At 71.8% G+C, this 19,002-nt stretch carries 17 protein-coding genes; 6 read left to right on the forward strand and 11 right to left on the reverse strand.

The annotated features are described in order from the left end of the window. Positions 1 to 68: 68 nt before the first annotated feature. On the forward strand, positions 69 to 2,084 hold the full coding sequence (locus tag ABGB14_RS03330) for an endo-1,3-alpha-glucanase family glycosylhydrolase (protein WP_347642010.1): 2,016 nt from the start codon (positions 69 to 71) through the stop codon (positions 2,082 to 2,084). Positions 2,085 to 2,111: 27 nt separating this feature from the next. On the opposite strand, the gene ABGB14_RS03335 is transcribed toward ABGB14_RS03330, so the two are convergent. From ABGB14_RS03335 to ABGB14_RS03350, 4 genes are read right to left on the reverse strand one after another with little or no spacing between them, the layout of a single operon-like run. Next, the gene (locus ABGB14_RS03335; RefSeq protein ID WP_347643117.1) at positions 2,112 to 2,903 is read right to left on the reverse strand and encodes an alpha/beta hydrolase; all 792 of its coding nucleotides are present in this window, start codon (positions 2,901 to 2,903) and stop codon (positions 2,112 to 2,114) included. A gap of 38 nt (positions 2,904 to 2,941) precedes the next feature. After that, positions 2,942 to 4,147, reverse strand: a complete 1,206-nt coding sequence (locus ABGB14_RS03340) for an amidohydrolase family protein (RefSeq protein ID WP_347642011.1) — start codon at positions 4,145 to 4,147, stop codon at positions 2,942 to 2,944. Continuing rightward, the gene (locus tag ABGB14_RS03345; RefSeq protein ID WP_347642012.1) at positions 4,144 to 4,584 is read right to left on the reverse strand and encodes a GAF domain-containing protein; all 441 of its coding nucleotides are present in this window, start codon (positions 4,582 to 4,584) and stop codon (positions 4,144 to 4,146) included. The genes ABGB14_RS03340 and ABGB14_RS03345 overlap by 4 nt, the downstream gene beginning before the upstream one ends. Further along, entirely contained in the window at positions 4,581 to 5,954 is a 1,374-nt protein-coding gene (locus ABGB14_RS03350; protein WP_347642013.1) for an MFS transporter, read from the reverse strand. The genes ABGB14_RS03345 and ABGB14_RS03350 overlap by 4 nt, the downstream gene beginning before the upstream one ends. Positions 5,955 to 6,135: 181 nt before the next feature. Between ABGB14_RS03350 and ABGB14_RS03355 the strand changes: the two genes are divergently transcribed. Beyond that, complete coding sequence (locus ABGB14_RS03355) at positions 6,136 to 7,020, forward strand: MurR/RpiR family transcriptional regulator (protein ID WP_347642014.1); 885 nt, start codon at positions 6,136 to 6,138, stop codon at positions 7,018 to 7,020. A gap of 19 nt (positions 7,021 to 7,039) precedes the next feature. Here the strand turns inward: ABGB14_RS03355 and ABGB14_RS03360 are convergent, their stop codons facing one another. Further along, the gene (locus ABGB14_RS03360) at positions 7,040 to 7,591 is read right to left on the reverse strand and encodes a hypothetical protein (RefSeq protein ID WP_347643118.1); all 552 of its coding nucleotides are present in this window, start codon (positions 7,589 to 7,591) and stop codon (positions 7,040 to 7,042) included. Positions 7,592 to 7,644: 53 nt separating this feature from the next. Then, the gene (locus ABGB14_RS03365; RefSeq protein ID WP_347642015.1) at positions 7,645 to 7,995 is read right to left on the reverse strand and encodes a helix-turn-helix domain-containing protein; all 351 of its coding nucleotides are present in this window, start codon (positions 7,993 to 7,995) and stop codon (positions 7,645 to 7,647) included. A 101-nt stretch (positions 7,996 to 8,096) separates the two neighbouring features. Between ABGB14_RS03365 and ABGB14_RS03370 the strand changes: the two genes are divergently transcribed. Then, positions 8,097 to 9,203 carry an FAD-dependent oxidoreductase gene (locus tag ABGB14_RS03370; protein WP_347642016.1) on the forward strand — a complete coding sequence of 369 codons (1,107 nt, stop codon included), beginning with the start codon at positions 8,097 to 8,099 and terminating at the stop codon, positions 9,201 to 9,203. Between the two features lie 41 nt (positions 9,204 to 9,244). On the opposite strand, the gene ABGB14_RS03375 is transcribed toward ABGB14_RS03370, so the two are convergent. Both ABGB14_RS03375 and ABGB14_RS03380 read right to left on the reverse strand, forming a co-directional pair. Further along, positions 9,245 to 9,895 (reverse strand): response regulator transcription factor, encoded by a 651-nt coding sequence (locus tag ABGB14_RS03375; RefSeq protein ID WP_347642017.1) that lies wholly within the window; start codon positions 9,893 to 9,895, stop codon positions 9,245 to 9,247. Continuing rightward, on the reverse strand, positions 9,892 to 10,905 hold the full coding sequence (locus ABGB14_RS03380) for a sensor histidine kinase (protein ID WP_347642018.1): 1,014 nt from the start codon (positions 10,903 to 10,905) through the stop codon (positions 9,892 to 9,894). Before ABGB14_RS03380 ends, ABGB14_RS03375 begins: the two co-directional genes overlap by 4 nt. A 290-nt stretch (positions 10,906 to 11,195) precedes the next feature. On the opposite strand from ABGB14_RS03380, the gene ABGB14_RS03385 reads away from it, so the two are divergent. From ABGB14_RS03385 to ABGB14_RS03395, 3 genes are all read left to right on the forward strand, one after another. Further along, positions 11,196 to 11,654, forward strand: a complete 459-nt coding sequence (locus ABGB14_RS03385) for a CBS domain-containing protein (RefSeq protein WP_347642019.1) — start codon at positions 11,196 to 11,198, stop codon at positions 11,652 to 11,654. A 228-nt stretch (positions 11,655 to 11,882) separates the two neighbouring features. After that, positions 11,883 to 13,169 carry an ArsB/NhaD family transporter gene (locus ABGB14_RS03390; RefSeq protein ID WP_347642020.1) on the forward strand — a complete coding sequence of 429 codons (1,287 nt, stop codon included), beginning with the start codon at positions 11,883 to 11,885 and terminating at the stop codon, positions 13,167 to 13,169. An 83-nt stretch (positions 13,170 to 13,252) separates the two neighbouring features. Further along, positions 13,253 to 13,936: a hypothetical protein gene (locus tag ABGB14_RS03395; protein WP_347642021.1), complete on the forward strand. Its 684-nt coding sequence runs from the start codon at positions 13,253 to 13,255 to the stop codon at positions 13,934 to 13,936. A 34-nt stretch (positions 13,937 to 13,970) separates the two neighbouring features. On the opposite strand, the gene ABGB14_RS03400 is transcribed toward ABGB14_RS03395, so the two are convergent. The 3 genes from ABGB14_RS03400 to ABGB14_RS03410 form a co-directional block, all read right to left on the reverse strand. Then, complete coding sequence (locus ABGB14_RS03400; protein ID WP_347642022.1) at positions 13,971 to 15,371, reverse strand: glycoside hydrolase family 28 protein; 1,401 nt, start codon at positions 15,369 to 15,371, stop codon at positions 13,971 to 13,973. A 34-nt stretch (positions 15,372 to 15,405) separates the two neighbouring features. Beyond that, on the reverse strand, positions 15,406 to 16,374 hold the full coding sequence (locus ABGB14_RS03405) for a hypothetical protein (protein WP_347642023.1): 969 nt from the start codon (positions 16,372 to 16,374) through the stop codon (positions 15,406 to 15,408). A 68-nt stretch (positions 16,375 to 16,442) separates the two neighbouring features. After that, the gene (locus ABGB14_RS03410; protein ID WP_347642024.1) at positions 16,443 to 18,995 is read right to left on the reverse strand and encodes a family 78 glycoside hydrolase catalytic domain; all 2,553 of its coding nucleotides are present in this window, start codon (positions 18,993 to 18,995) and stop codon (positions 16,443 to 16,445) included. Between the last annotated feature and the right edge of the window lie 7 nt (positions 18,996 to 19,002).

The raw sequence follows: 19,002 nt of genomic DNA on the forward strand, positions 1-19,002 counted from the left end.
GCCGCGAGGCGTTCACTTCTCGCCCTACCTTGTCGATCGCCTTGTGACACGAACCCCAGAGGAGGGTCATGTTCACCCAGCATCGACGGGTGGGATTCACCGCGGTGATCGCCGTCGCCCTTTCGCTCGGCGCGACGGTCGCGGCGGCGCCCGCGTCCGCGCGCCCCTTACCCGCGCGTCCCTTACCCGCGCATACGTCGTCGACCGCGTTGTCCGCGGAGACCGTCACCATCCGCGCCACGGACGACATGTTCGTCAGCCAGGCCGAGCCGTCCAAGAGCTTCGGCACCGCGACGTGGATGTCCGTGTGCGGCGCCACCTGCGGTGGCAAGACCTCCGCGCAGCGGCTCGCGCTCACCCGTTTCCAGGTCTCCGGCATCCCCGGCAACGCCACGAACGTCAAGGCCACCCTTGAGGTCACCTCCGCCAGGACGACGGGCACGAAGGTGTCCGCCCGCACGGTGACCGGCGACTGGACGGAGAGCGCGACCGTCTGGAAGGACCGTCCGGAGACCGGCGGCGTGACCGCCTCGCACAGCGGCTTCACCGAGGGCCGGAAGGCCGAGCTGGACGTCTCGTCCGCCGTCACCGGCAACGGCGTCTACTCCTTCGCGCTCACCGGGACCGACGAGACGACGACGGTCCTGTTCTCCTCGCGCGAGACGGGCGACCGCGGCCCCAAGCTGACTGTCACCTACACCACCGGCACGTCCGCGCCCTGCGCCGCGCTGCCCTTCGACAAGCCCTCGGTCGCCGCGCTGCGCTCCTCCGCCAAGAAGGCGTTCGCGTTCTACTTCCCGCCCTTCCCCCTGTCGATCGACAACAAGGACCCCGCGAAGGACCAGTACGCCTCCTGGCTCGACCCCGACGGCTCCGGCGGCGCCTACAAGGACAGGGGCGGCTACCTCAGGGACCGCCCGGTGACCCGCTCCGTGCGGCCGGAGTCCCACTGGCGCCGGCTCGACTTCGAGATGGAGGTACGCCAGGCGATCGCACAAGGGCTGGACGGGTTCGTCTACGAGCACCACACCTCCAGCGACCAGCGCTGGAACCACCTGCCGGAGCTGCTGGACGCGGCCAGGAACGTGGACCCCGGCTTCAAGATCGTGCTGAGCCCGGACTTCCCGACCGAGTCGGGCGCCTCCGTCGCGAAGGTGGTCTCCGACGTCCTGCTGGTCAAGGGGCATCCGTCGCTGTACACGCTGCCCGACGGCAGCGTGCTGCTCGCGCCGTACCACGGCGACCGCCAGCCGCCCGCCTGGTGGCAGAAGGTGCGGGACGAGCTGTCCGCCGAGGGCATGAAGACGTCGCTGCTGATGATGTTCAACTACTGGAGCGGCAGCGGCAAGACCGAGTGGGACGACCACGTCCACGGCTACTCCTCCTGGGGGGCGAACCGGCCCGAGGTGACGGACGCGTTCCGTCGCGCCTCCGAGGCCACCCACGCGCGCGGCCTGGAATACATGGCCCCGATCGGGTTCGAGGACACCAGGTCCAAGGAGCTGCACTACTGGGAGGCGCAGAACAGCAGCACCCTGCGCGGCTCGTGGAAGGCCGCGATCGACGGCAAGGCCGACTGGGTGCAGCTCGTCACCTGGAACGACTACGGCGAGACGCAGCAGGCGCCGTCCAAGGTGCGCGGCAAGGTGCTCGCCGACGTGAACACGTACTACACGACGTGGTTCAAGACGGGCAAGGCTCCTGAGATCGTCCGCGACGGTCTCTACTACTTCCACCGCAGCCACAAGGCGAGCGCCCCCTACGACACGAGCAAGCAGACGGCCGGCAAGTTCACCATCCCGGCGGGTCCCGGGCCGGTCGACGACGTGGAACTGCTGGCCTTCGTCAAGGAGCCGGGCACGCTGGTCATCAAGCAGGGCTCCGACGTGAAGACCAAGGAGGTCACCAGCGCGGGCGTGGTGTCGTTCAAGGCGCCGATGGTGCCGGGCACGACGCCGGTCTTCGAGCTCCGGCGTGACGGCGGGACCGTCCAGACCCTGACGAGCAGGACGCCGATCAAGGCGAGCGTCACGTACCAGGACATGATCTATCACGCGGGTGGCGGCACCGCCTGCTCCGGTTAGGCGCGCGGTGGTCCTGCCGCGCCAGGACTACCGCCGCCGGACCTGTCCGGCCAGGTCCACCACGGCGCCGATCAGCTCCTGGCCGGACAGCAGGGCCAGGTCGTTGTGGCCGGCTCCGGGCACCTCGACGGTCCTGACGTCCCCTGCCGCCGCATCGGCGACGGCCCTGCTCAGGCGGGGTGGCACGATCGTGTCGGCCGTGCCGTACACGACCACGACGGGCGCCCGCACGCCCGCGATGTGCTCCGCGACCGGGAAACGGTCCCGCAGCAGCGCCCTGACCGGCAGGAACGGATAGGCCTCCTGGCCGGCCGCGGCCAGGTCGGTGAACGGCGAGCGCAGCACCAGCCCCGCGGGCCGGCGCTCGCGCGCCAGCCGGGTCACCACCCCCGCGCCCAGGCTCTCACCGAAGTAGACCACCCGCGCGTCGCCCAGGAAGGCCCGCGCGGCGAGCGCGTCGAGGCGCAGGCCCTCCTCCGTGGGCGTGCCCGGGTTGCCGCCGTAGCCGCGGTAGTCCATCAGCAGCACCGGCAGGCCCCGCGCCGCCAGCGCCCTGGCCAGCGGCGCCCGGTGCAGCCGGTTGCCCGCGTTGCCGCCGGCGACCAGCACGGTCACGTCGTGGTCGCCGGGCACGTACCAGGCTCTGAGCGTGAGCCCGTCGCCCGTCGTGAACGAGACGTCGTGCGCCCCGGGGATGACCTGGCCCGCGGGCGGCACCCGCGTGCCGTCCGGCAGGTAGATCAGCCGCCGCTGGAAGATCCAGAGCAGCCCGAGGAGCAGGACCAGCACCGCGACGGTCACCAGAGCGGTGCGCGCCATCGTCGTCACCCTGCCCACGGTACGCACCCGGCGCCGGGTCAGGCGATCGCGCCCGCCTGCACGACGTGGCGGATGTGCTCCGGGCCGGCCAGCACGCCGGCGTCGCCGAGCGGGTCGCCGTCGAGCACCAGCAGGTCGGCGTGCGCCCCCACGTCCAGCGTGCCGATCTCGCCCGCCATGCCGGCCAGCTCGGCTGCGACCGTCGTGGCCGAGCGCAGCACGTCGATCGGCTGCTGCACCTCGCAGCGCAGCCGGAACTCGTGGTTCTGGTGCCGGTGCATGCCGCCCAGCAGATCGGTGCCGTAGACCAGGCGCACGCCGCCGCGGGCGGCGCGCTCCAGCGCGGCCAGCCCCGCGCCGAGCACCTCGTCCACCTTGCGCACGCTCGCTTCTGGCAGCCCGAACGCGCGGCCCTCCTCCTTGAGCGCCCAGTACGTCACCAGCGTCGGCACGAGGAACGCGTCGTGCCGCAGGAACAGCTCGACACTGCCGTCGTCGATCAGGTTGCCGTGCTCGACGGAGCGGATGCCCGCCTCCAGCGCCCGGTTGACGGCCCGCGCCGTGTAGGCGTGGGCGGCGACGTACCGGTTGGCGGCCTCGGCCTCCTCGACGGCCGCGCGCAGCTCGTCCATCGAGTACTGGGTCGAGTCGATCCTGTCGGTGGGGGAGGCCACGCCGCCGGAGGCCATGACCTTGATGTGGTGCGCGCCCTTGCGCAGCTCGTCGCGGGCGGCCGTGCGCACCGCGTCGACGCCGTCGGCGACCCGGCCGAGGCCGGCGCAGCACGGATGGTCGTCGTGCAGGTGCTCGCCTGGGCCGCGGAAGTCGGCGTGGCCTCCGGTCTGGCTCAGCCCTTTGCCGCCGAACAGCAGCCTGGGGCCGCGGATCAGCCCTTCCGCCTGGGCGGCGGCCAGCCCGAAGTCCGCGCCGGACGCGTCGCGGACCGTGGTGAAGCCGCGGTCCAGCATGCCGCTCATGATGCGGGCGCTGTGCGCGGCCACGTACGACGGCGCCATGGAGCCGATGGCGCCGAGGTCGGCGGTCAGGGCGGTGACGTGCACGTGCGCGTCGATGAGGCCGGGCACGACGTGCGCGCCCGCGAGATCGAGCACGCGGGTGCCGTCGGGCGCGCTCAGCCTGCGGCCGGTCTCGACGATGCGGCCGCCGGCGCAGCGCAGGTCGGCCTCGGTGTACGCGCCGGTCGTCACGTCGAGCAGCAGGCCGTCGCGGAGCAGCAGGCTCATGCGCCGCCTCCCTGGACGGCCGCGCGCAGGGCGGGCACGGCCGCGGGCGCGAGCGACCGGGCGGCGGCCACCGACGCCTCGTCGTACCGGCCTTCCGCGTCGAGCAGGTTGAGCACGCCGAGCACCCGGCCGTCGTCGGTCACGGGCACGTTGATGACCGCCCCGCACCCCAGGCTCTCGATCAGCTCGTGGTCGGCGAAGATCTCCCGCACGGCGGCCCGGTCCGCGCCGAGGTACGGCTGCCCGCCCTCGACGCACCGGGCCAGCCAGCCCTGGGCGACCTCCACGCTCTTCTCGCCTCCCACCGGGTACTGCTCGGGGTGGCTGCTGTGGACGCGGCGCAGCGTGCGCCGTCCGGGGATCCAGGCGAGCACCGTGAAGAGCCGCACGCCCACCTCTCGCCGCACGCGCTCCTCCACCTCGGGAAGTCCGGTCATCGGGTCGCCTCCTTGGCAGGTTCCGTCAGTTCTTCCAGTGACCGGCCGGCTGTGGCCAGTCCGAACACGACCACGCAGATCACCCCGGCCGCCAGCACCGCCGTGGTCAGGCCGAACACGCCGCCGAAGCCCAGGGTCGCGGCCGACAGACCGATGATCGTCGGGGCGAGGATGCTGCCGACCCGCCCGAACGCGCTCGACAGGCCCGTGCCCGTGGCCCTGATCCAGGTGGGGAACACTTCGGGAGTGTAGGAGTAGACGCCCGCGTACGTGCCGTTGAGGAAGAACGACAACACCGCGCCGGCGAGCGTGATGGTGACGGGGCTGTCCATCTGCGACAACCAGAACGCGCTGACCGCCGAGCCGGAGAGGTAGAGCGCGATGGTGTTCTTGCGGTCGAGCCGCTCCGACAGCCAGGCCGCGGAGAAGTAGCCGGGGATCTGCGCCAGGTAGATGATGATCGAGAATTCGAAGCTCTTGGTCACCGTGATGCCGCGCTGCACGAGCAGCGTGGGGATCCACGAGAAGAACCCGTAGTACGAGAACGTGATCACGAACCAGACCAGCCAGATGATCCCGGTGCGCCTGGCCATGGCCGGGCTCCACAGGAACGCGAGCGCGCTCCACAGGTTGACCTTGGGCGTCTCCGCGGCGGGCGCCGTGACGGCCTCGGGCACCGGCGGGAGCGGGTGGCCGGTGGCGTGCTCGACGCGGCGCTCCAGGTCGGCGACCACGGCTTCGGCCTCGTCGGCTCGGCCCTGCTGGAGCAGGAAGCGCGGTGACTCGGGCAACGAGCGCCGCCACCACAGCAACATCACGATGGGCACCGCCGTGATCACCTGCGCGACCCGCCAGCCCTCGTCGACGGTCGGCACGACGAACCGCCCGATCAGGGCTGCCATCACGAACCCGAACGAGAAGAACCCGGCCAGCGCGCCGATGAACCACCCGCGCCGCTTGGCGGGCACGAACTCGGACAGGAACGGCGCGATGATCGCGCTCTCCGCCCCGGCGCCCGCTCCGGCCAGCACCCGAGCGCCGAGGAACACCTCATAGTTGGGGGCGAACGCGGCGATCACCGAGAAGACGGCGTAGAAGGCAAGGGCATACATCATCACCTTCTTGCGGCCGATCCGGTCGCCGAGCAGGCCCGCGACCGTCGCGCCGAAGAGGAACCCGAATGGCGTCGCGGACCCGATGATGCCGAGCTGTCCGTTGGACAGTCCCCAGGCCTCCTGAGCGCTCGGCAGCAGGAACGCGACCACGGCGCTGTCCATGCCGTCGAAGGTGTAGCCGAGCCCGCCGATCAGGAGGAGCAGGTAGTGCGGGCGGCTCAGCGGGAGCCGGTCCAGCCGGGCCAGCAAGGTCATGGGGCACGCCTCTCCCAGGTCGTGGCCGAGTAGGTCGAACGCGAAGCAACATATAGTGCGAAATGCCAAAATTGCAATAGTCTTTGCATAGCGACCCGGGCGCCCGGAATCTGGCCGAGCTGGTCTTCTCGCTCCCGTCCGTCGTGAGCACGTAGCATGATTCCGGCTAAGTGAGGATCACGTGGAAGAGCGCGCTACGGACAGCTTCGAGGACTGGCTGCGCTCGCGCCTGTCCGAGCGCGGGCTGCGGGGCAAGGCGGCCGCAGTGCTCGAGGTGCTGCTCTCGCAACCACGCCGGGCGTCGTTCGGGTCGGCCAGCGAGCTGGCCCAGCTGGCCGGGGTCAACGTGGCGACCGTGACGCGCACGGCGCAGGCGCTCGGCTTCACCGGCTGGCCCGCGCTCCAGCAGGAGCTGCGCGCCCGCTACCTGTCCTCGCTCAGCGCCGGCCAGGTCGCCGCCGAGCACAGCGGCAACGGCTCGCCCAGCGCCCGGTCGCTCCGCCGCGACCTCGACAGCCTCGCGCTGCTCAACCGGCGCATGGACGAGGGCGTGCTGCTCACGATCGCCGAGGCCGTCGCCGCCGCCCGCCGTACGGCGATCGTCGCCGACGGCAGCTACGCCGCCGTCGGGCTGGCGCTCGCGCACAACGCCCGGCTGGCGGGCTATCCCGTCACGGCCGTGACGCTGGGCGACGCGGAGCTGGCCAACACCGTCGCCGCTCTCGGGCACGGGGACGTGCTGGTGGCGATCAGTTTCTGGCGGCTGTACGAGAGCACGGTCCTGGCGGCGAACCTGGCGCGCTCGCGCGGCGTGCGGGTGTTCGCGGTGACGGACGCGGCCAGCCCCGCCCTGGCCGAGGCGGCCGAGGAGGTGGTGATGGTGCCCGCGGAGGGGGAGGCGTTCTTCCCCTCGCTGACGGCCGGGATGGCGGTGGCGCAGGCGCTGGTGACCCAGCTCGCCGCCGTCGACCCGGCGCGTACGGGGGCCTCCATCGAGGCGGCGGAGGCCATGTGGGGCAGGTTCGGCCTCCTGCACCGCCGCCCCATCGCGGGCGATCATCCCTGACCGCCCGCGCGGTGACGTCCTACAGCCAGCTGGCGCGGACGCTGGTCGCCGGTTCCGTGCCGGGCGGGGTGCCGAGCCGGCCGGCACGCACGCCGTCGAGCATCCGGCCGACCGTCTCCACGATCTCCGGCGCCCGCTCGCGCAACCCGGCCGCGTCCGCGGGGCTCGCCTCGTCCCGGTCGGCGCCGGCCTGGTCGAGGACGTCTCCGAGGTCGGCGAGGCGCTCGGCCAGCCACTTCAGCGGCTCGGCGGACAGTTGCCGGTCGAACACCCGCTCCCCGGGCTCCCACCCGCTGGTGCCGGGGTGGTGGTGGGTGCGGTCGAAGCTGCCGGGCGTGCCGTCGACCGACTCCAGCAGGTCGACCCGCCAGATCGGCCGGTCGATGGTGATGGGCCTGGCGGAGTAGATCGACCCCTGCAGCTCGCCTGATTCGAGCCTGCGCAGCTCCAGGCGCACGCCGCGCTCGGCTCCCTCCTGGCCTTTCATGGGGTTGGGGTCGACGAAGTAGATGTCGCTCACGGCCACGCCGATCCGATCGAAGCCGAAGAGGTAGAGCACGGGGAACCACATCCTCACACGTGTTCTGAGGGCTCTCCGGTCACCGTACCCGCCGGAGGTGGAGGCTAGCCGTCGTGGAAGCTCAGGTGCTTCTCGGCCCATTCGGAGATCAGGTGCAGCGCGGGCATGAGCGCCTTGCCGCACTCGGTCAGCTCGTAGGAGACCGAGACGGGCGGGCCCTCGTCGACCTTGCGCGCGATCAGGCCCTCCTTGGTCAGCTCGGACAGCCGGTCGGACAGCACCGAGTCGCTGAGGCCGTCGATCGCCCGTGAGAGCTCGCGGAACCCGGCGGGGCCGCTGCGCAGGCTGCCGAGCACGACGGCGCTCCATCGTTTGCCGAGGATCGTGAACGCGCGGGTCAGCGCGGCGTCGCTGCGGACGCACGCCTGCGTGTCATGCGTAGATGCCGTCCCCATACCTCCAAACTAGCGCACGCAATGCTGCTTTGATTTTCCTAGCGAGTATGTTTACTGTAGCGACAGCTCGATTCATAGTAACTCTCAAGCAAGGAGATGTCATGGTGGAGAGTGCCGTCACGCGCCCGAGCGTCGTGATCCTCGGCGGTGGTTACGGCGGCCACAAGGTGGCCAAGCTGCTCGACGACGTGGCCGACGTGACCCTGGTCGACCCGTCGGAGTCGTTCGTGCACAACGTCGCGTCATGGCGGGCGCTGGTCGAGCCGCAGTGGCTGGACGAGATCTTCATGCCCTACAGCCGCCTGCTGGCGCACGGGCGACACCTGCGTGATCGCGCCGTGGCGGCGGACGGCCGCCGGGTGACGCTCGCCTCGGGCCGCACCCTTGAGCCCGACTACCTGGTCCTCGCGACGGGCTCGTCGTACCCGTTCCCCGCCAAGATGGAGGAACCCGACACGGAGGCGGCCAAGACCCGGGTGCGTGACGCGCACGAGGCCCTGCGCGGCGCGGAGCGGGTGCTGCTGATCGGCGCGGGACCGGCCGGTCTCGAACTCGCCGGGGAGATCAAGGCGTTCTTCCCCGGCAAGCACGTGACCCTCGCCGACGCGGCACCCGACATCCTGCCGGGCCCGTTCGGCCAGGAGCTCCGCGACGAGCTGCGCAGGCAGCTGGACGCCCTCGGCATCGAGCTCAGGCTCGGAAGCAGGCTGCGCGAGCTCCCGGACGTGGCCCCCGCCACCGCCGCGCCCGTCGCGATCGCCACGGAGGCGGGGGACAAGATGACCGCCGACATCTGGTTCCGCTGCTTCGGCGCGACGCCGCGCACGGACTACCTGCGCGGCTCACTCGCGCTCGCCCTTGACGGGCGGGGACAGGTGCGGGTGGACGAGCACCTGCGCGTCCAGGGCCACGACCGGGTCTTCGCGATCGGCGACATCTCCGACGCCGACCGCGACATGGCCGCGTTCGCCGGAGCCCAGGGCGAGCTCCTCGCGGCGAACCTCCGTACGCTGATCACCGGTGAGGGCGAGCCGGCCGCCTACGAGAAGCAGCCGACGGTGATCCTCGTCCCGCTCGGGCCCGAGGGCGGCGCCGGGCAGCTGCCCGGGCAGGACGGCATCGTCGGCCCCGCGACGGCCTCCGAGATCAAGGGGCGCAGCATGCTGGTCGAGCGGGCCGCCGCGCTGTTCGACGCCCGCCCCGCCTGACACGCGCCGATCGCCGGCGCCCGCCCCGCGCGCGGCCGGCCTCACGGCTCGACGAGGCCGGCCCTGATGGCGTAGCGGGTCAGGTCGAGCCGGTCGCGCATGCCGAGCTTCTGCAGGATGTTCGCGCGGTGCCGGTCGACGGTCTTCACGCTGATGACCAGCGTCTCGGCGATGTCCTTCGCCGAATTGCCCTCGGCGATCAGCTTGACGATCTCCTCCTCCCTGGGCGTCAGGATGCTCTCGGGCATGCGCTCGCCCTCGCGGTCACGCTGCAGGTAGTCGCGGATGAGCGCGGTGACCGCACCGGGGTAGAGGAACGGCTCGCCGCGCATCGTGGCCCGGCAGGCCTCCAGGAGGTCCTGGTCGGCGGCCGACTTGAGCACGTAGCCCGAGGCGCCGACCTTGAGCGCCTCGAAGAAGTACTGCTCGTTGTCGTACATCGACAGGATGAGGATGCGGATGCCGGGTGCGCGCCTGGAGATCTCGCGGGCCGCCTGCAGGCCCGTCATGCGCGGCATCGCGATGTCGAGAATGGCCAGGTCGACCGCGTCGTCCGAGGCCGCGGCGACCGCTTCGGCGCCGTCGGCGGCCTCGGCGACCACCTCCAGGTCGGGCTCGGCGTTGAGGATCAGCCGCAGTCCCTGACGGACCAGGGAGTGGTCATCGGCCAGCAGGATCCGGGTCTTGTTCACGGGTGGAGGCTCCGATTCACGATGTCCGGGACGACCAGGCGCACGCACGTGCCATCGCCTGGCGGGGAGTCGATGACGAGACGGGCGCCTATGAGCAGGGCACGCTCGCGCATGCCCCGGATCCCGGCACCCTCCCGGGACACGCCTCCCCGGCCATTGTCGGTGATGCGCAGGGCCAGCCTGCGACCGTCCGTGGTCAGGGAGAGCTCGGCGCGGGTGGCACCGGCGTGCCTGGCGATGTTCGTGAGGCTCTCCTGGGCGATCCGGTAGAGCACGAGCTCCACGTCAGCCCCCAGATCGGGCAGATCCGGATCGATCGTGCGGATCACCCTGATGCCGCTCCTCTGCGAGAGGTCGCTGCTCAACGCGCTCAGCGCGGCGTGCAGGCCGAGGTCCTCCAGCACGCCGGGGCGCAGCCTGCGGGCGACCTGGCGCACTTCGTCGAGGCTGGCGCGCACGCTCTCCTGGACGTCGCGCAGCTCGTCCTTGAGCCCGGCGGGGGCGCGGTCGACCACCCGCTTGAGGCCCAGCAGCACCACGGTCAGGCTCTGGCCGATCTCGTCGTGCAACTCGCGGGCGATGCGCTGGCGCTCGCCCTCCTGGGCGGCCAGCGCGTGCGCGCTGCTCGCGCTGCGCTCCGCCTCCAGCCGGTCGAGCATCGCGTTGAACGTGTCGATCAGGTGAGCCAGGTCGCTGTTGCCGCTGCCGGCCAGCCGGTCGCCGGTGCGCAGCAGGTCGACCCGCTTCATGAGCGTCGTCAGCGCGTCGAGCGGCTCCAGGCTGCGGCGCAGCAGCAGCCCGTTGGCGGCCAGCATCAGGGCCAGCCCCACCAGCAGCACCGGCACCTCGGCCAGCACGACAGGCGACGACACCGTGGCCGGCGAGACCGCCAGCACCAGTGTCCCCACCGCGTAGACCAGCCCGTTGATCACGAACAGCCGCCGGAACAGCGCCTGCGCAGGCGGACGTGGCGCGGCCATGGCCGCCTGCCGGTCGGTACGCTCGGTCATCTTCCCAGCCTCGCACTGACGAGGCTCGGCTCGGCATGGTGGTCCATCCCGTCAGGTTGCTTGCCCCGGGTGCCAATGTCCATCCGGCCCGCCTCCCAATTGTCAGGGCCGCTGCTACACGTTCTACCCCGGCTCATATGGGTGCCAGACCCGATGGTGGCGGGAGGCGCCCGGCCACAAGACTGAGGTGGAGCCGGATTGGAGTCAGCGACATGCACCACACCACGCCCGGCATTGACGCCGTGACCCCACCGGGAACGCCCGGTCACGCCCCCGAACCGGAAGATGCCATGCGAGCCAGTACCATCGCCGTGAACCTGCCGACCGTCACGGTCCGCGACCCGGTGACGAAAGCCGTGCGGCTCATGGCGTTGGGGCGGATGCCCGGCCTGATCGTCGTCGACGACGCCGGCCGACCCTGGAGCGTGCTTCCCGGCACGCAGGTTCTGCGGCTCGCGGTACCCGGCGCGTACCAGGAGGATCCCGCGCTCTGCCGGACGGTGGACGAGGCCCACGCCGACCTGTTCTGGGGCGAGCTGGGAGATATGACGGTGGGTGACTGCCTGCCGGTGCGACCAGCCGTCCCCGCGACCGTGCCACAGGACGCGACGCTGCTCGAGATGGCCGCCCTCATGGCCAGGCTGCGCAGCCCGATCATCGCGGTCGTCGCCGCCGACGGCACGCTCAGCGGGGCCATCACCCTGGAACGGCTGCTCACCAGCCTCGCGCTCTCCGACCCGGACGACTGACCGCCCGAACCGACCGAACCGCTCCCCCCTCGGGCGTGTGCCACCGGCCACGTCCCGCTGCCGCGTGTTCACCTTTCCGTTGCCCCTTCTCGTGCCCGCTTTTTCCGCCTCGTTTTCCGCGCTCCCTTCGGAGGCCATCACCATGTTCTGCCGGCAACCCTTGACGCCGTCATGTTCCGCGCCCGCACCCTTCGCCTGCGACCAGGCCGTGCCGCCAGGGCATGACGGATGAGCGCCTTCTTCGCGCTCGGGATCTTCACGGTGGCGTTCTTCTTCATCGCCACCGAGAAGGTCGACAAGGTCAAGGTGGTGCTCATCGCCGCCGGGCTGATGGCCGTGACCGGCCTCATCCCCGGCGCCGAGGTGTTCTTCTCCGAACACGAGGGCATCGACTGGAACGTCATCTTCCTGCTCTTCGGCATGATGGTCATCGTCGGGATCATCAAGCAGACAGGGCTCTTCGACTATCTCGCGATCTGGGCCGCCAAACGATCGCGCGGCCGGCCCTACCGGCTGATGGTCATGCTGATGATCATCACCGCGGTGGCCTCGCCCTTCCTGGACAACGTCACCACCATCATGCTGGTCGCGCCGGTCACCGTGGTGGTGTGCAACCGGCTGAACATTCCCGCGCAGCCGTACCTCATCGCCGAGGTCCTCGCCTCCAACATCGGCGGCGCGGCGACGCTCATCGGCGACCCGCCCAACATCATCATCGGCAGCCGCGCCGGCCTGACCTTCAACGACTTCCTCATGCACATGGCGCCCATCGTGGTGATCATCTTCGTGGTGTTCGTGCTGTTCACCCGGGTGCTGTTCCGCAACTCGTTCCAGTACCACGAGGAGCACGTCGCCGCGGTCATGGCGCTGCAGGAGCGGCGGGCCATCACCGACCCGCGGCTGCTCGTCCGGTGCCTGGTCGTGCTCGCCGGCGTCGTCGTCGCGTTCGGGCTGCACGCCGTGGTGCACATCGAGCCGTCGATCGTCGCCCTGGTGGGAGCCGGAGTGATGCTGCTGGTGTCCCGCTCGAACGTGCACGACACGCTGAGCGAGGTCGAGTGGCCCACGCTGGTGTTCTTCATGGGCCTGTTCGTCATGGTCGCGGGCCTCGGCCACACCGGGGTGATCGAGGCGATCGGCACCTGGGCCGTGGACGTGCTGGGCGACAACTACTTCCTCGCCGCCACGTCCCTGCTGTTCGGCTCCAGCGCGCTGGGCGCGTTCTTCGACAACATCCCGTACGTCGCCACGATGGCCCCCATCGTGGAGGGCGTCGTCGCGCAGGTCCCCGACCCGCAGACCGGCCAGGCCCTGTGGTGGGCGTTCGCCCTGGGCGCCGACTTCGGCGGCAACGGCACCGCGGTCGCCGCCAGCGCCAACGTGGTCGCCATCGGCATCGCCGCCCGCACCGGACACAAGATCAGCTTCTGGCAGTTCACCCGGTACGGGATCGTCGTCACCGTCCTCAGCACGGCGATGGCCTGGCTGTACGTCTGGCTGCGCTACTTCACCTGAGCCCGTCCCCGAGGACGGGCCAGGGTGAAATCAGGGACGATCACTGATGGGCCGGCCAGGCGCGAAGGGGCATCGTGATCCCCATGAACCCTGCGAACCGCCTGGCCCAGGCGTCCTTCACCGTCGGGCCGGCCGCCCTGCTCGGCGGCTGGCTCCTCATGCGCCCCATCGACGGCGACCTCGTGCCAGGCCCCTGGTGGACGGCCGCTCACGCGGTCTGGCTGGTCGGCTTCACGATGTTCGGCGTCATGGCGCCGGCGCTGCGCGGCGTGGCCGGGCCCCTGACGGGCGGGCGGCGCGCGGCGGTGGACATCGCCGTGGCGGCGGCCCTGCTCAGCGTCGCCGCCAACGTCGTCCAGCTGGCCATCGACCTGTTCGCGGGCTTCACCGCCGTGGACGGAGCGGCCATGCGGGCGCTTCTCGAGCAGGTGAAGGGCTACCCAGGGGTCGAGGCGCTGGTCTACTCGGCGGGCGCGCAGCTGTTCTACGCCGCCCTCGTGGCGCTGGCCGTCATCCTGGCCGCGCTGCGCCGGGTCACCCCCGTGGGCGCCGGCGTCACCGTCGTCGGGGTGGCCGTGATGGCGGTGGCGACGTTCCAGACGGGCCGCGACTCGGCGCTGGTGGCGGTGGGCATGGCGCTCATCTGGCTCGGCGTGCTGCTCCTCGGCCGCGGCCCCTCCACGGGCCTGACCGCGGGTCCGTCCGCAGGTCCGTCCACTGGCCTCGGGACGGGCTCCACGGGAATCACCGGCCCGAGGGCCACATGAGCAGGGGCGTGCCCCGCTCGTGTGGCCCCCGTCGTTAGACGCGCCTGCCGTTGACCCACACGTTCCGCAGCACCAGGCCCGTCACGTCGGTCACCACGTCGTCCTCCGCCATCTCCTCGAACACGCTGTTCGTCACCCGCAAGCCCTTGATCGGGTTGCCCGGGTTGCCGATGAGGGAGAACGCCCGGGGCGCCCGCCCGGCCCGCAGCCGCCGGATGTCGATCCTGCCGACGTCGGGGAAGTAGGGGCCGGTGTGCTTGTTCTCGTAGTTGAGCGCCACCTCGATGACCGCGTCGGCCGCCTGGCCCACGGTGATGTCCTTGACGTAGACGTCCCTGACGTACCCGCCGCGCTCGGGGTTGGTCTTGATGCGCACCGCCCGCTCCAGGCGGGCGCTGCTCATCGTGCAGTTCCACGCGAACACCCAGCTCACCCCGCCGGTGGTCTCGCTGCCGATGGTCACCCCGCCGTTGCCGTCGCGCATCACGCACGAGTCCACGAGCACGTTCGTGGACGGCGCGTCCACCCGGCGGCCGTCGGCGTTCTTGCCCGCCTTGATCGCCACGCAGTCGTCGCCCGTGTTGAACTCGCACCGCTCGATGAGCACGTCCACGCAGGACTCGGGGTCGCAACCGTCGTTGTTCGGGCCGTGCGGGCTGTCCACGGTGACGTCGCGGACGGTCACGTTCGTGCACAGGACCGGGTGGATGTTCCACATCGGGGAGTCCTTGACGGTGACGCCCTCGATGAGCACGTTGCGGCACTGGTAGAGCTGGATCAGGTTCGGCCGCAGGTGGTGGCCCTCGCCGAACACCCGCTCCGCGACCGGCACGCCCTCCTCGGCCATGCTCGCGAGCAGCTTCTTGTCCGGGCCCTCCGTGGGGGGCGGGTCGCTCGACCAGTCCCACCAGTGCTCGGCGTCTGCCTGGCCGTCGATGACGCCGTCGCCGGTGATCGCGACGTTGGTCCTGCCGTGGGCGTAGATGAACGGGGAGTAGTTCATCAGCTCGATGCCCTCGTACCGGGTGTGCACGACGGGCAGGTAGTCGGCGGGGTCACGGCTGAATTTGATCGTCGCCCCCGCCTCCAGGTGCAGCTCGACGTCGTCGGCCAGGTGGATCGCGCCCGTCAGGTACGTGCCCGCCGGCACCAGCACACGCCCCCCGCCCGCCGCCGAGCAGGCCGCGATCGCGTCACGGAAGGCCTGGGTGCACGTGGTGTCCCCGTCGCCGGCGGCCCCGTGGTCGGTGATCGGAAAGGTGCGGCGGGGGAAGCGCGGCGGCTTGATGCGCCGTCTGATCCGCGGCACCCGGCTCCACGCCGCGGCGGCCGGGTCGGCGCCGGTGGCCAGGGCGGCGTCCGCACGGCCGGCCACCCCGGCGGCCAGCACGCCGCCCACGGCGCCGGCCAGCAACCTTCTGCGTAACTGGTCCATCGAAGTCCTCCGTCTGCTTCTCATCGTCTTTCCACTAGCCGCGGGCCATCGAGATGCCCCGCCTCTCCACCTGCGTGTGCTCGCCGACCTGGTACGGCTCGCAGCGCCGCGCCGCCGTGTAGAAGTGGTACGGCCGGCCGTCCCGCGAGACGACGGCGGGTTTGTGCGCGTACGTCTCGTCCACCGACCCGGCCGGGCCCACGTCGACGAGGATCTCGCCGCTCTTGTGCCAGCTGCGCAGGTCGCGGGAGACCGCGTAGCTCTCGCGGGCGTGCCCGTCGAAGGAGAGCCCGAAGTAGAACATCACCCACCAGTCGCCGTCGCGCAGCACGCACGGGTCGGAGGCGAACCGTTCGTCGAAGGCTCCCTCGCCGCCGTGCGGCACGACCGGCTCGGGGCTGGGCCGCTCCCAGCGTTCGAGGTCGGGGGAGACGGCGTAGCCGATCTGCTCGCGCCAGCCGCCGTAGGTGCGGTTCTTGGCGTTGTAGAAGCAGTAGTAGAGGCCGTCGTGGCGCAGCAGCCACGACTTGTACAGGCCGCCGCGCTCCCAGGCGCCGCCGTCCTGCGGGCGCAGCACCGCGCCGGTGTCCTTCCAGGTACGCAGGTCGTCGCTGGTCAGGAAGCCGATGACGCCGGCTCCCACCTCCATGCCGGCCTCCGGGTAGGCGTGGTAGGTGGCGAGCGCCCGGCCGTCCAGCCAGGTCACCTGGCCGGCGGAGCCCAGCCGGTTGTCGCGCACGATCGACGTGAGCGCCGCGTTGTGGCGCCGGTGGGGGTGCGCGGGGTCGCGCGGTAGGATCACCTCGCCGGGGCTCCACGACTCCAGGTCCGGCGAGCGGCTCAGCGCGGTCTGGTAGCCGGTCCCGTCGAAGCCGACGTACGTCATCAGGTACTCGCCGCCGTCGGAGCACACGAACGGGCAGTCCACGAAGAGGCTGTCGAAGCGGCCTGGCTCGCGCGACGGCTCGACCAGCAGCCGGCCGGCCTTGTACGGGGTCCTCACGCGCGCCGGGTCGTACGCGTTCGCCGTCCCGCTCCCCGGCCCGCTCCCCGGCCCGCTCCCCGGCCCGCTCATCGGCCCGCCCCGAACGTCCAGCGTCCGGCGGGCACCTCGTAGGAGCGGCCGCCGAGCGCGACGGCCCCGTCGGGGGCGATGTGCCGGGGCAGGCCGAGGTCCGGCAGCCGCACCTCGGCCGACGAGCCGGGCGGGACCTCCACGTCGAGCGCGAACCCGCCGTCGCGCCGCTCCCACGACACCGCGACCCTCCCGTAGGGCGTCGCGGTGCCCGCCCGCACCGCCTTCAGGTCGCCGGGCGTGGCCGGCTCGATCAGCAGCCGACGGAAGCCGTTCGAGCCGGGCGCCTGCCCGATGCCGCCGAGACCCCGGTAGAACCAGGAGTCGATCGCGCCGAGCATGTAGTGGTTCTGCGACAGCCCGCGCGTCGGACCGTCCCACGCCTCGGTGAGCGCCGTGGCGCCGTGCCTGACCTGGTAGCCGTAGCTCGGGTTGCTCGTGGAGACGGCGAACTCCCACAGCGCGTCGTGCCGTCCGGCCCGGGACAGCACCCGGAACAGCGCGGGCAGCACGACCTCGCCGACCGTGATGCCGCCGGCGCGCACGGCCTCGCTCACCTGGTCGAGCATCTGGGGGACGAGGTCGCCGGGCACGACGCCCATGTCGAGCGCCAGGACCTCCGACGCCTGGGTGGCCTTGCCGAACCCGCCGGAGAAGGCACGGGTGAACGCGGCCGCGATCCCCTCCGCCAGCGCGCCGTAACGCGCGGCGTCGTCGTCGCGGCCGAGCGCGCCGGCGGCGCGCGCCATCGTGCGGGCGGCCTGCCAGTAGCCCCACGTCGACACCAGCGGCACGGGCGTGCCGGAGTCGGGGGCGAGCCAGTCGCCGAGCCCGTGGCCGAGGATGCCGTCCTCCGACCGCCCGGTGAGATAGTCCACGTAGCGGCGCATCGCGTCGTAGTGGCGCTCCATCGCCGACGTGTCGCCGTACCAGCGGTAGAGCTGCCACGGCACGCGCACCATCGCGCCGCCCCAGTTGGGGTCGTCCCTGAAGGGGCCGTCGAACACGACGTACTCGGGCGCGATGTCCGGCACCAGCCCGTCGCCGGTCTGCGCCTCGGCGATCGTGACCAGCAGCTCGCGATAGTAGGCGGCCACGTCGTAGTTGTAGGCCACGACGTCGAAGAGCAGGTGGGTCTGCTCCAGCCAGCCCAGCTTCTCCCGGTGCGGGCAGTCGGTCAGGACGCTGTACATGTTGCCCCGCACCGCGCGGTCGATGATCCGGTGGATGTCGTTGACCAGCGGGTCGGACGTCTCGAACACCCCCGTGGGCGTGTTGTCCGCGCGCAGCACCAGCGCCGCCACCGCCTCGGGTCCGACGTGCTCGGGCAGGCCCTGCACCTCGACGTAGCGGAAACCGTCGTAGCGGAAGCTCGGGTGCCAGGTCTGCGGGCCGTCCGTGGTGACGTACGTGTTGAAGATCGGCGCGCCCGTCGTGGGCTTCGACTGGACCACGCGGCCGAAGCCGTCGAGCTGGTCGCCCGGCAGCAGCCGCAGGTAGCGCCCGGCCGGGAGGTCGAGCCGGAGCTCGGCCCAGCCGGCGACGACCGTGCCGACGTCGAACACCGCCGTGCCGTCCTTGGCGACCAGCTTCTCCACGGCGGGCAGCGTCTCCGTGACCCGGATGGGCGGGCAGGCCCGCGCGCGCAGCGAGACGCCCGGCTCGCCCGGCACGGTCACCGGCTGCCAGCGCGAGCGGTCGGCGCCCGGCGTGTCCCACCCGGCGACGGCCAGGCGGGCGTCGTGGTCCTCGCCGCCGAACCAGTGCGAGCGCGTGGTCGGGCCCTCGGTGGCCAGCCAGTCAGGCCCGGTGCCGAACGTGCGCGACGACCCGTCGGCGTAGTCCACCTCCAGCTGCGCGATCGCCTTCGGCGCGCCCTTGGAGCCGTAGAACTTCATGTAGCGGTCCTGGTGCGGGTACACGTGCGCGATGCCGGGGCCCAGCGCGATCCCGACCGCGTTCGCGCCTTCGCGCAGCAGCGCCGTCACGTCGTGCGTCGCGTACGCCACCCGCCGGGTGAAGTCGGTGTACGCCGGCTCCAGCACGGCGTCCGTCACCGGCCGGCCGTTCACCGACGCCACGTAGACGCCGAGCCCCGCGACGTGCAGCCGGGCCCGCGCGACCGGCCCCGCCACGGTGAACTCCCCGGCCAGCAGCGGCAGCGGGAGCCCCTCGCCGGCGCGCGGGTTGCCCGGGTCGTGCCAGCCGGGGTGGGTGATCCAGGAGGCCGTCCAGTCGTCCGCGTCGAGCAGCCCCGTCTCGAAGCGCGCGCCGGGGCTCCACGCGGACCACGCGCCGCCGGCGTCGCGGACCCGCACCCGCCAGTGCACGACGGCCCGGCTCGGCGGTTCGGCGCCGCCGTACGTCACGCGCTGCCCGGCGGACTCGACCTCGCCGGTGTCCCACAGGTCGGCCGCTCCCTCCGCGGTGCCCGCCTGCACGTGGTAGCCGGTCTGCGCGAGGGCGCCGGTCAGCTGCCAGCTCAGCGGGGGCCGGGTGATCTCGATGCCGAGAGGGTCGGTCAGGTCGCACGTTCGCAGGTTGCTCACCAAGACA

The organism is Nonomuraea sp. B10E15, from assembly GCF_039871615.1.
Classification (GTDB): Bacteria; Actinomycetota; Actinomycetes; order Streptosporangiales; family Streptosporangiaceae; genus Nonomuraea.

Excerpts from the sequence above, each read along its gene's own strand:
- ABGB14_RS03380 (WP_347642018.1), bottom strand. The coding sequence starts at position 10,905 with ATGACCGAGCGTACCGACCGGCAGGCGGCCATGGCCGCGCCACGTCCG.
- ABGB14_RS03360 (WP_347643118.1), bottom strand. The coding sequence starts at position 7,591 with ATGTGGTTCCCCGTGCTCTACCTCTTCGGCTTCGATCGGATCGGCGTG.
- ABGB14_RS03390 (WP_347642020.1), top strand. The coding sequence starts at position 11,883 with ATGAGCGCCTTCTTCGCGCTCGGGATCTTCACGGTGGCGTTCTTCTTC.
- ABGB14_RS03330 (WP_347642010.1), top strand. The coding sequence starts at position 69 with ATGTTCACCCAGCATCGACGGGTGGGATTCACCGCGGTGATCGCCGTC.
- ABGB14_RS03335 (WP_347643117.1), bottom strand. The coding sequence starts at position 2,903 with ATGGCGCGCACCGCTCTGGTGACCGTCGCGGTGCTGGTCCTGCTCCTC.
- ABGB14_RS03340 (WP_347642011.1), bottom strand. The coding sequence starts at position 4,147 with ATGAGCCTGCTGCTCCGCGACGGCCTGCTGCTCGACGTGACGACCGGC.
- ABGB14_RS03370 (WP_347642016.1), top strand. The coding sequence starts at position 8,097 with ATGGTGGAGAGTGCCGTCACGCGCCCGAGCGTCGTGATCCTCGGCGGT.
- ABGB14_RS03350 (WP_347642013.1), bottom strand. The coding sequence starts at position 5,954 with ATGACCTTGCTGGCCCGGCTGGACCGGCTCCCGCTGAGCCGCCCGCAC.
- ABGB14_RS03400 (WP_347642022.1), bottom strand. The coding sequence starts at position 15,371 with ATGGACCAGTTACGCAGAAGGTTGCTGGCCGGCGCCGTGGGCGGCGTG.
- ABGB14_RS03365 (WP_347642015.1), bottom strand. The coding sequence starts at position 7,995 with ATGGGGACGGCATCTACGCATGACACGCAGGCGTGCGTCCGCAGCGAC.
- ABGB14_RS03385 (WP_347642019.1), top strand. The coding sequence starts at position 11,196 with ATGCGAGCCAGTACCATCGCCGTGAACCTGCCGACCGTCACGGTCCGC.
- ABGB14_RS03345 (WP_347642012.1), bottom strand. The coding sequence starts at position 4,584 with ATGACCGGACTTCCCGAGGTGGAGGAGCGCGTGCGGCGAGAGGTGGGC.
- ABGB14_RS03395 (WP_347642021.1), top strand. The coding sequence starts at position 13,253 with ATGAACCCTGCGAACCGCCTGGCCCAGGCGTCCTTCACCGTCGGGCCG.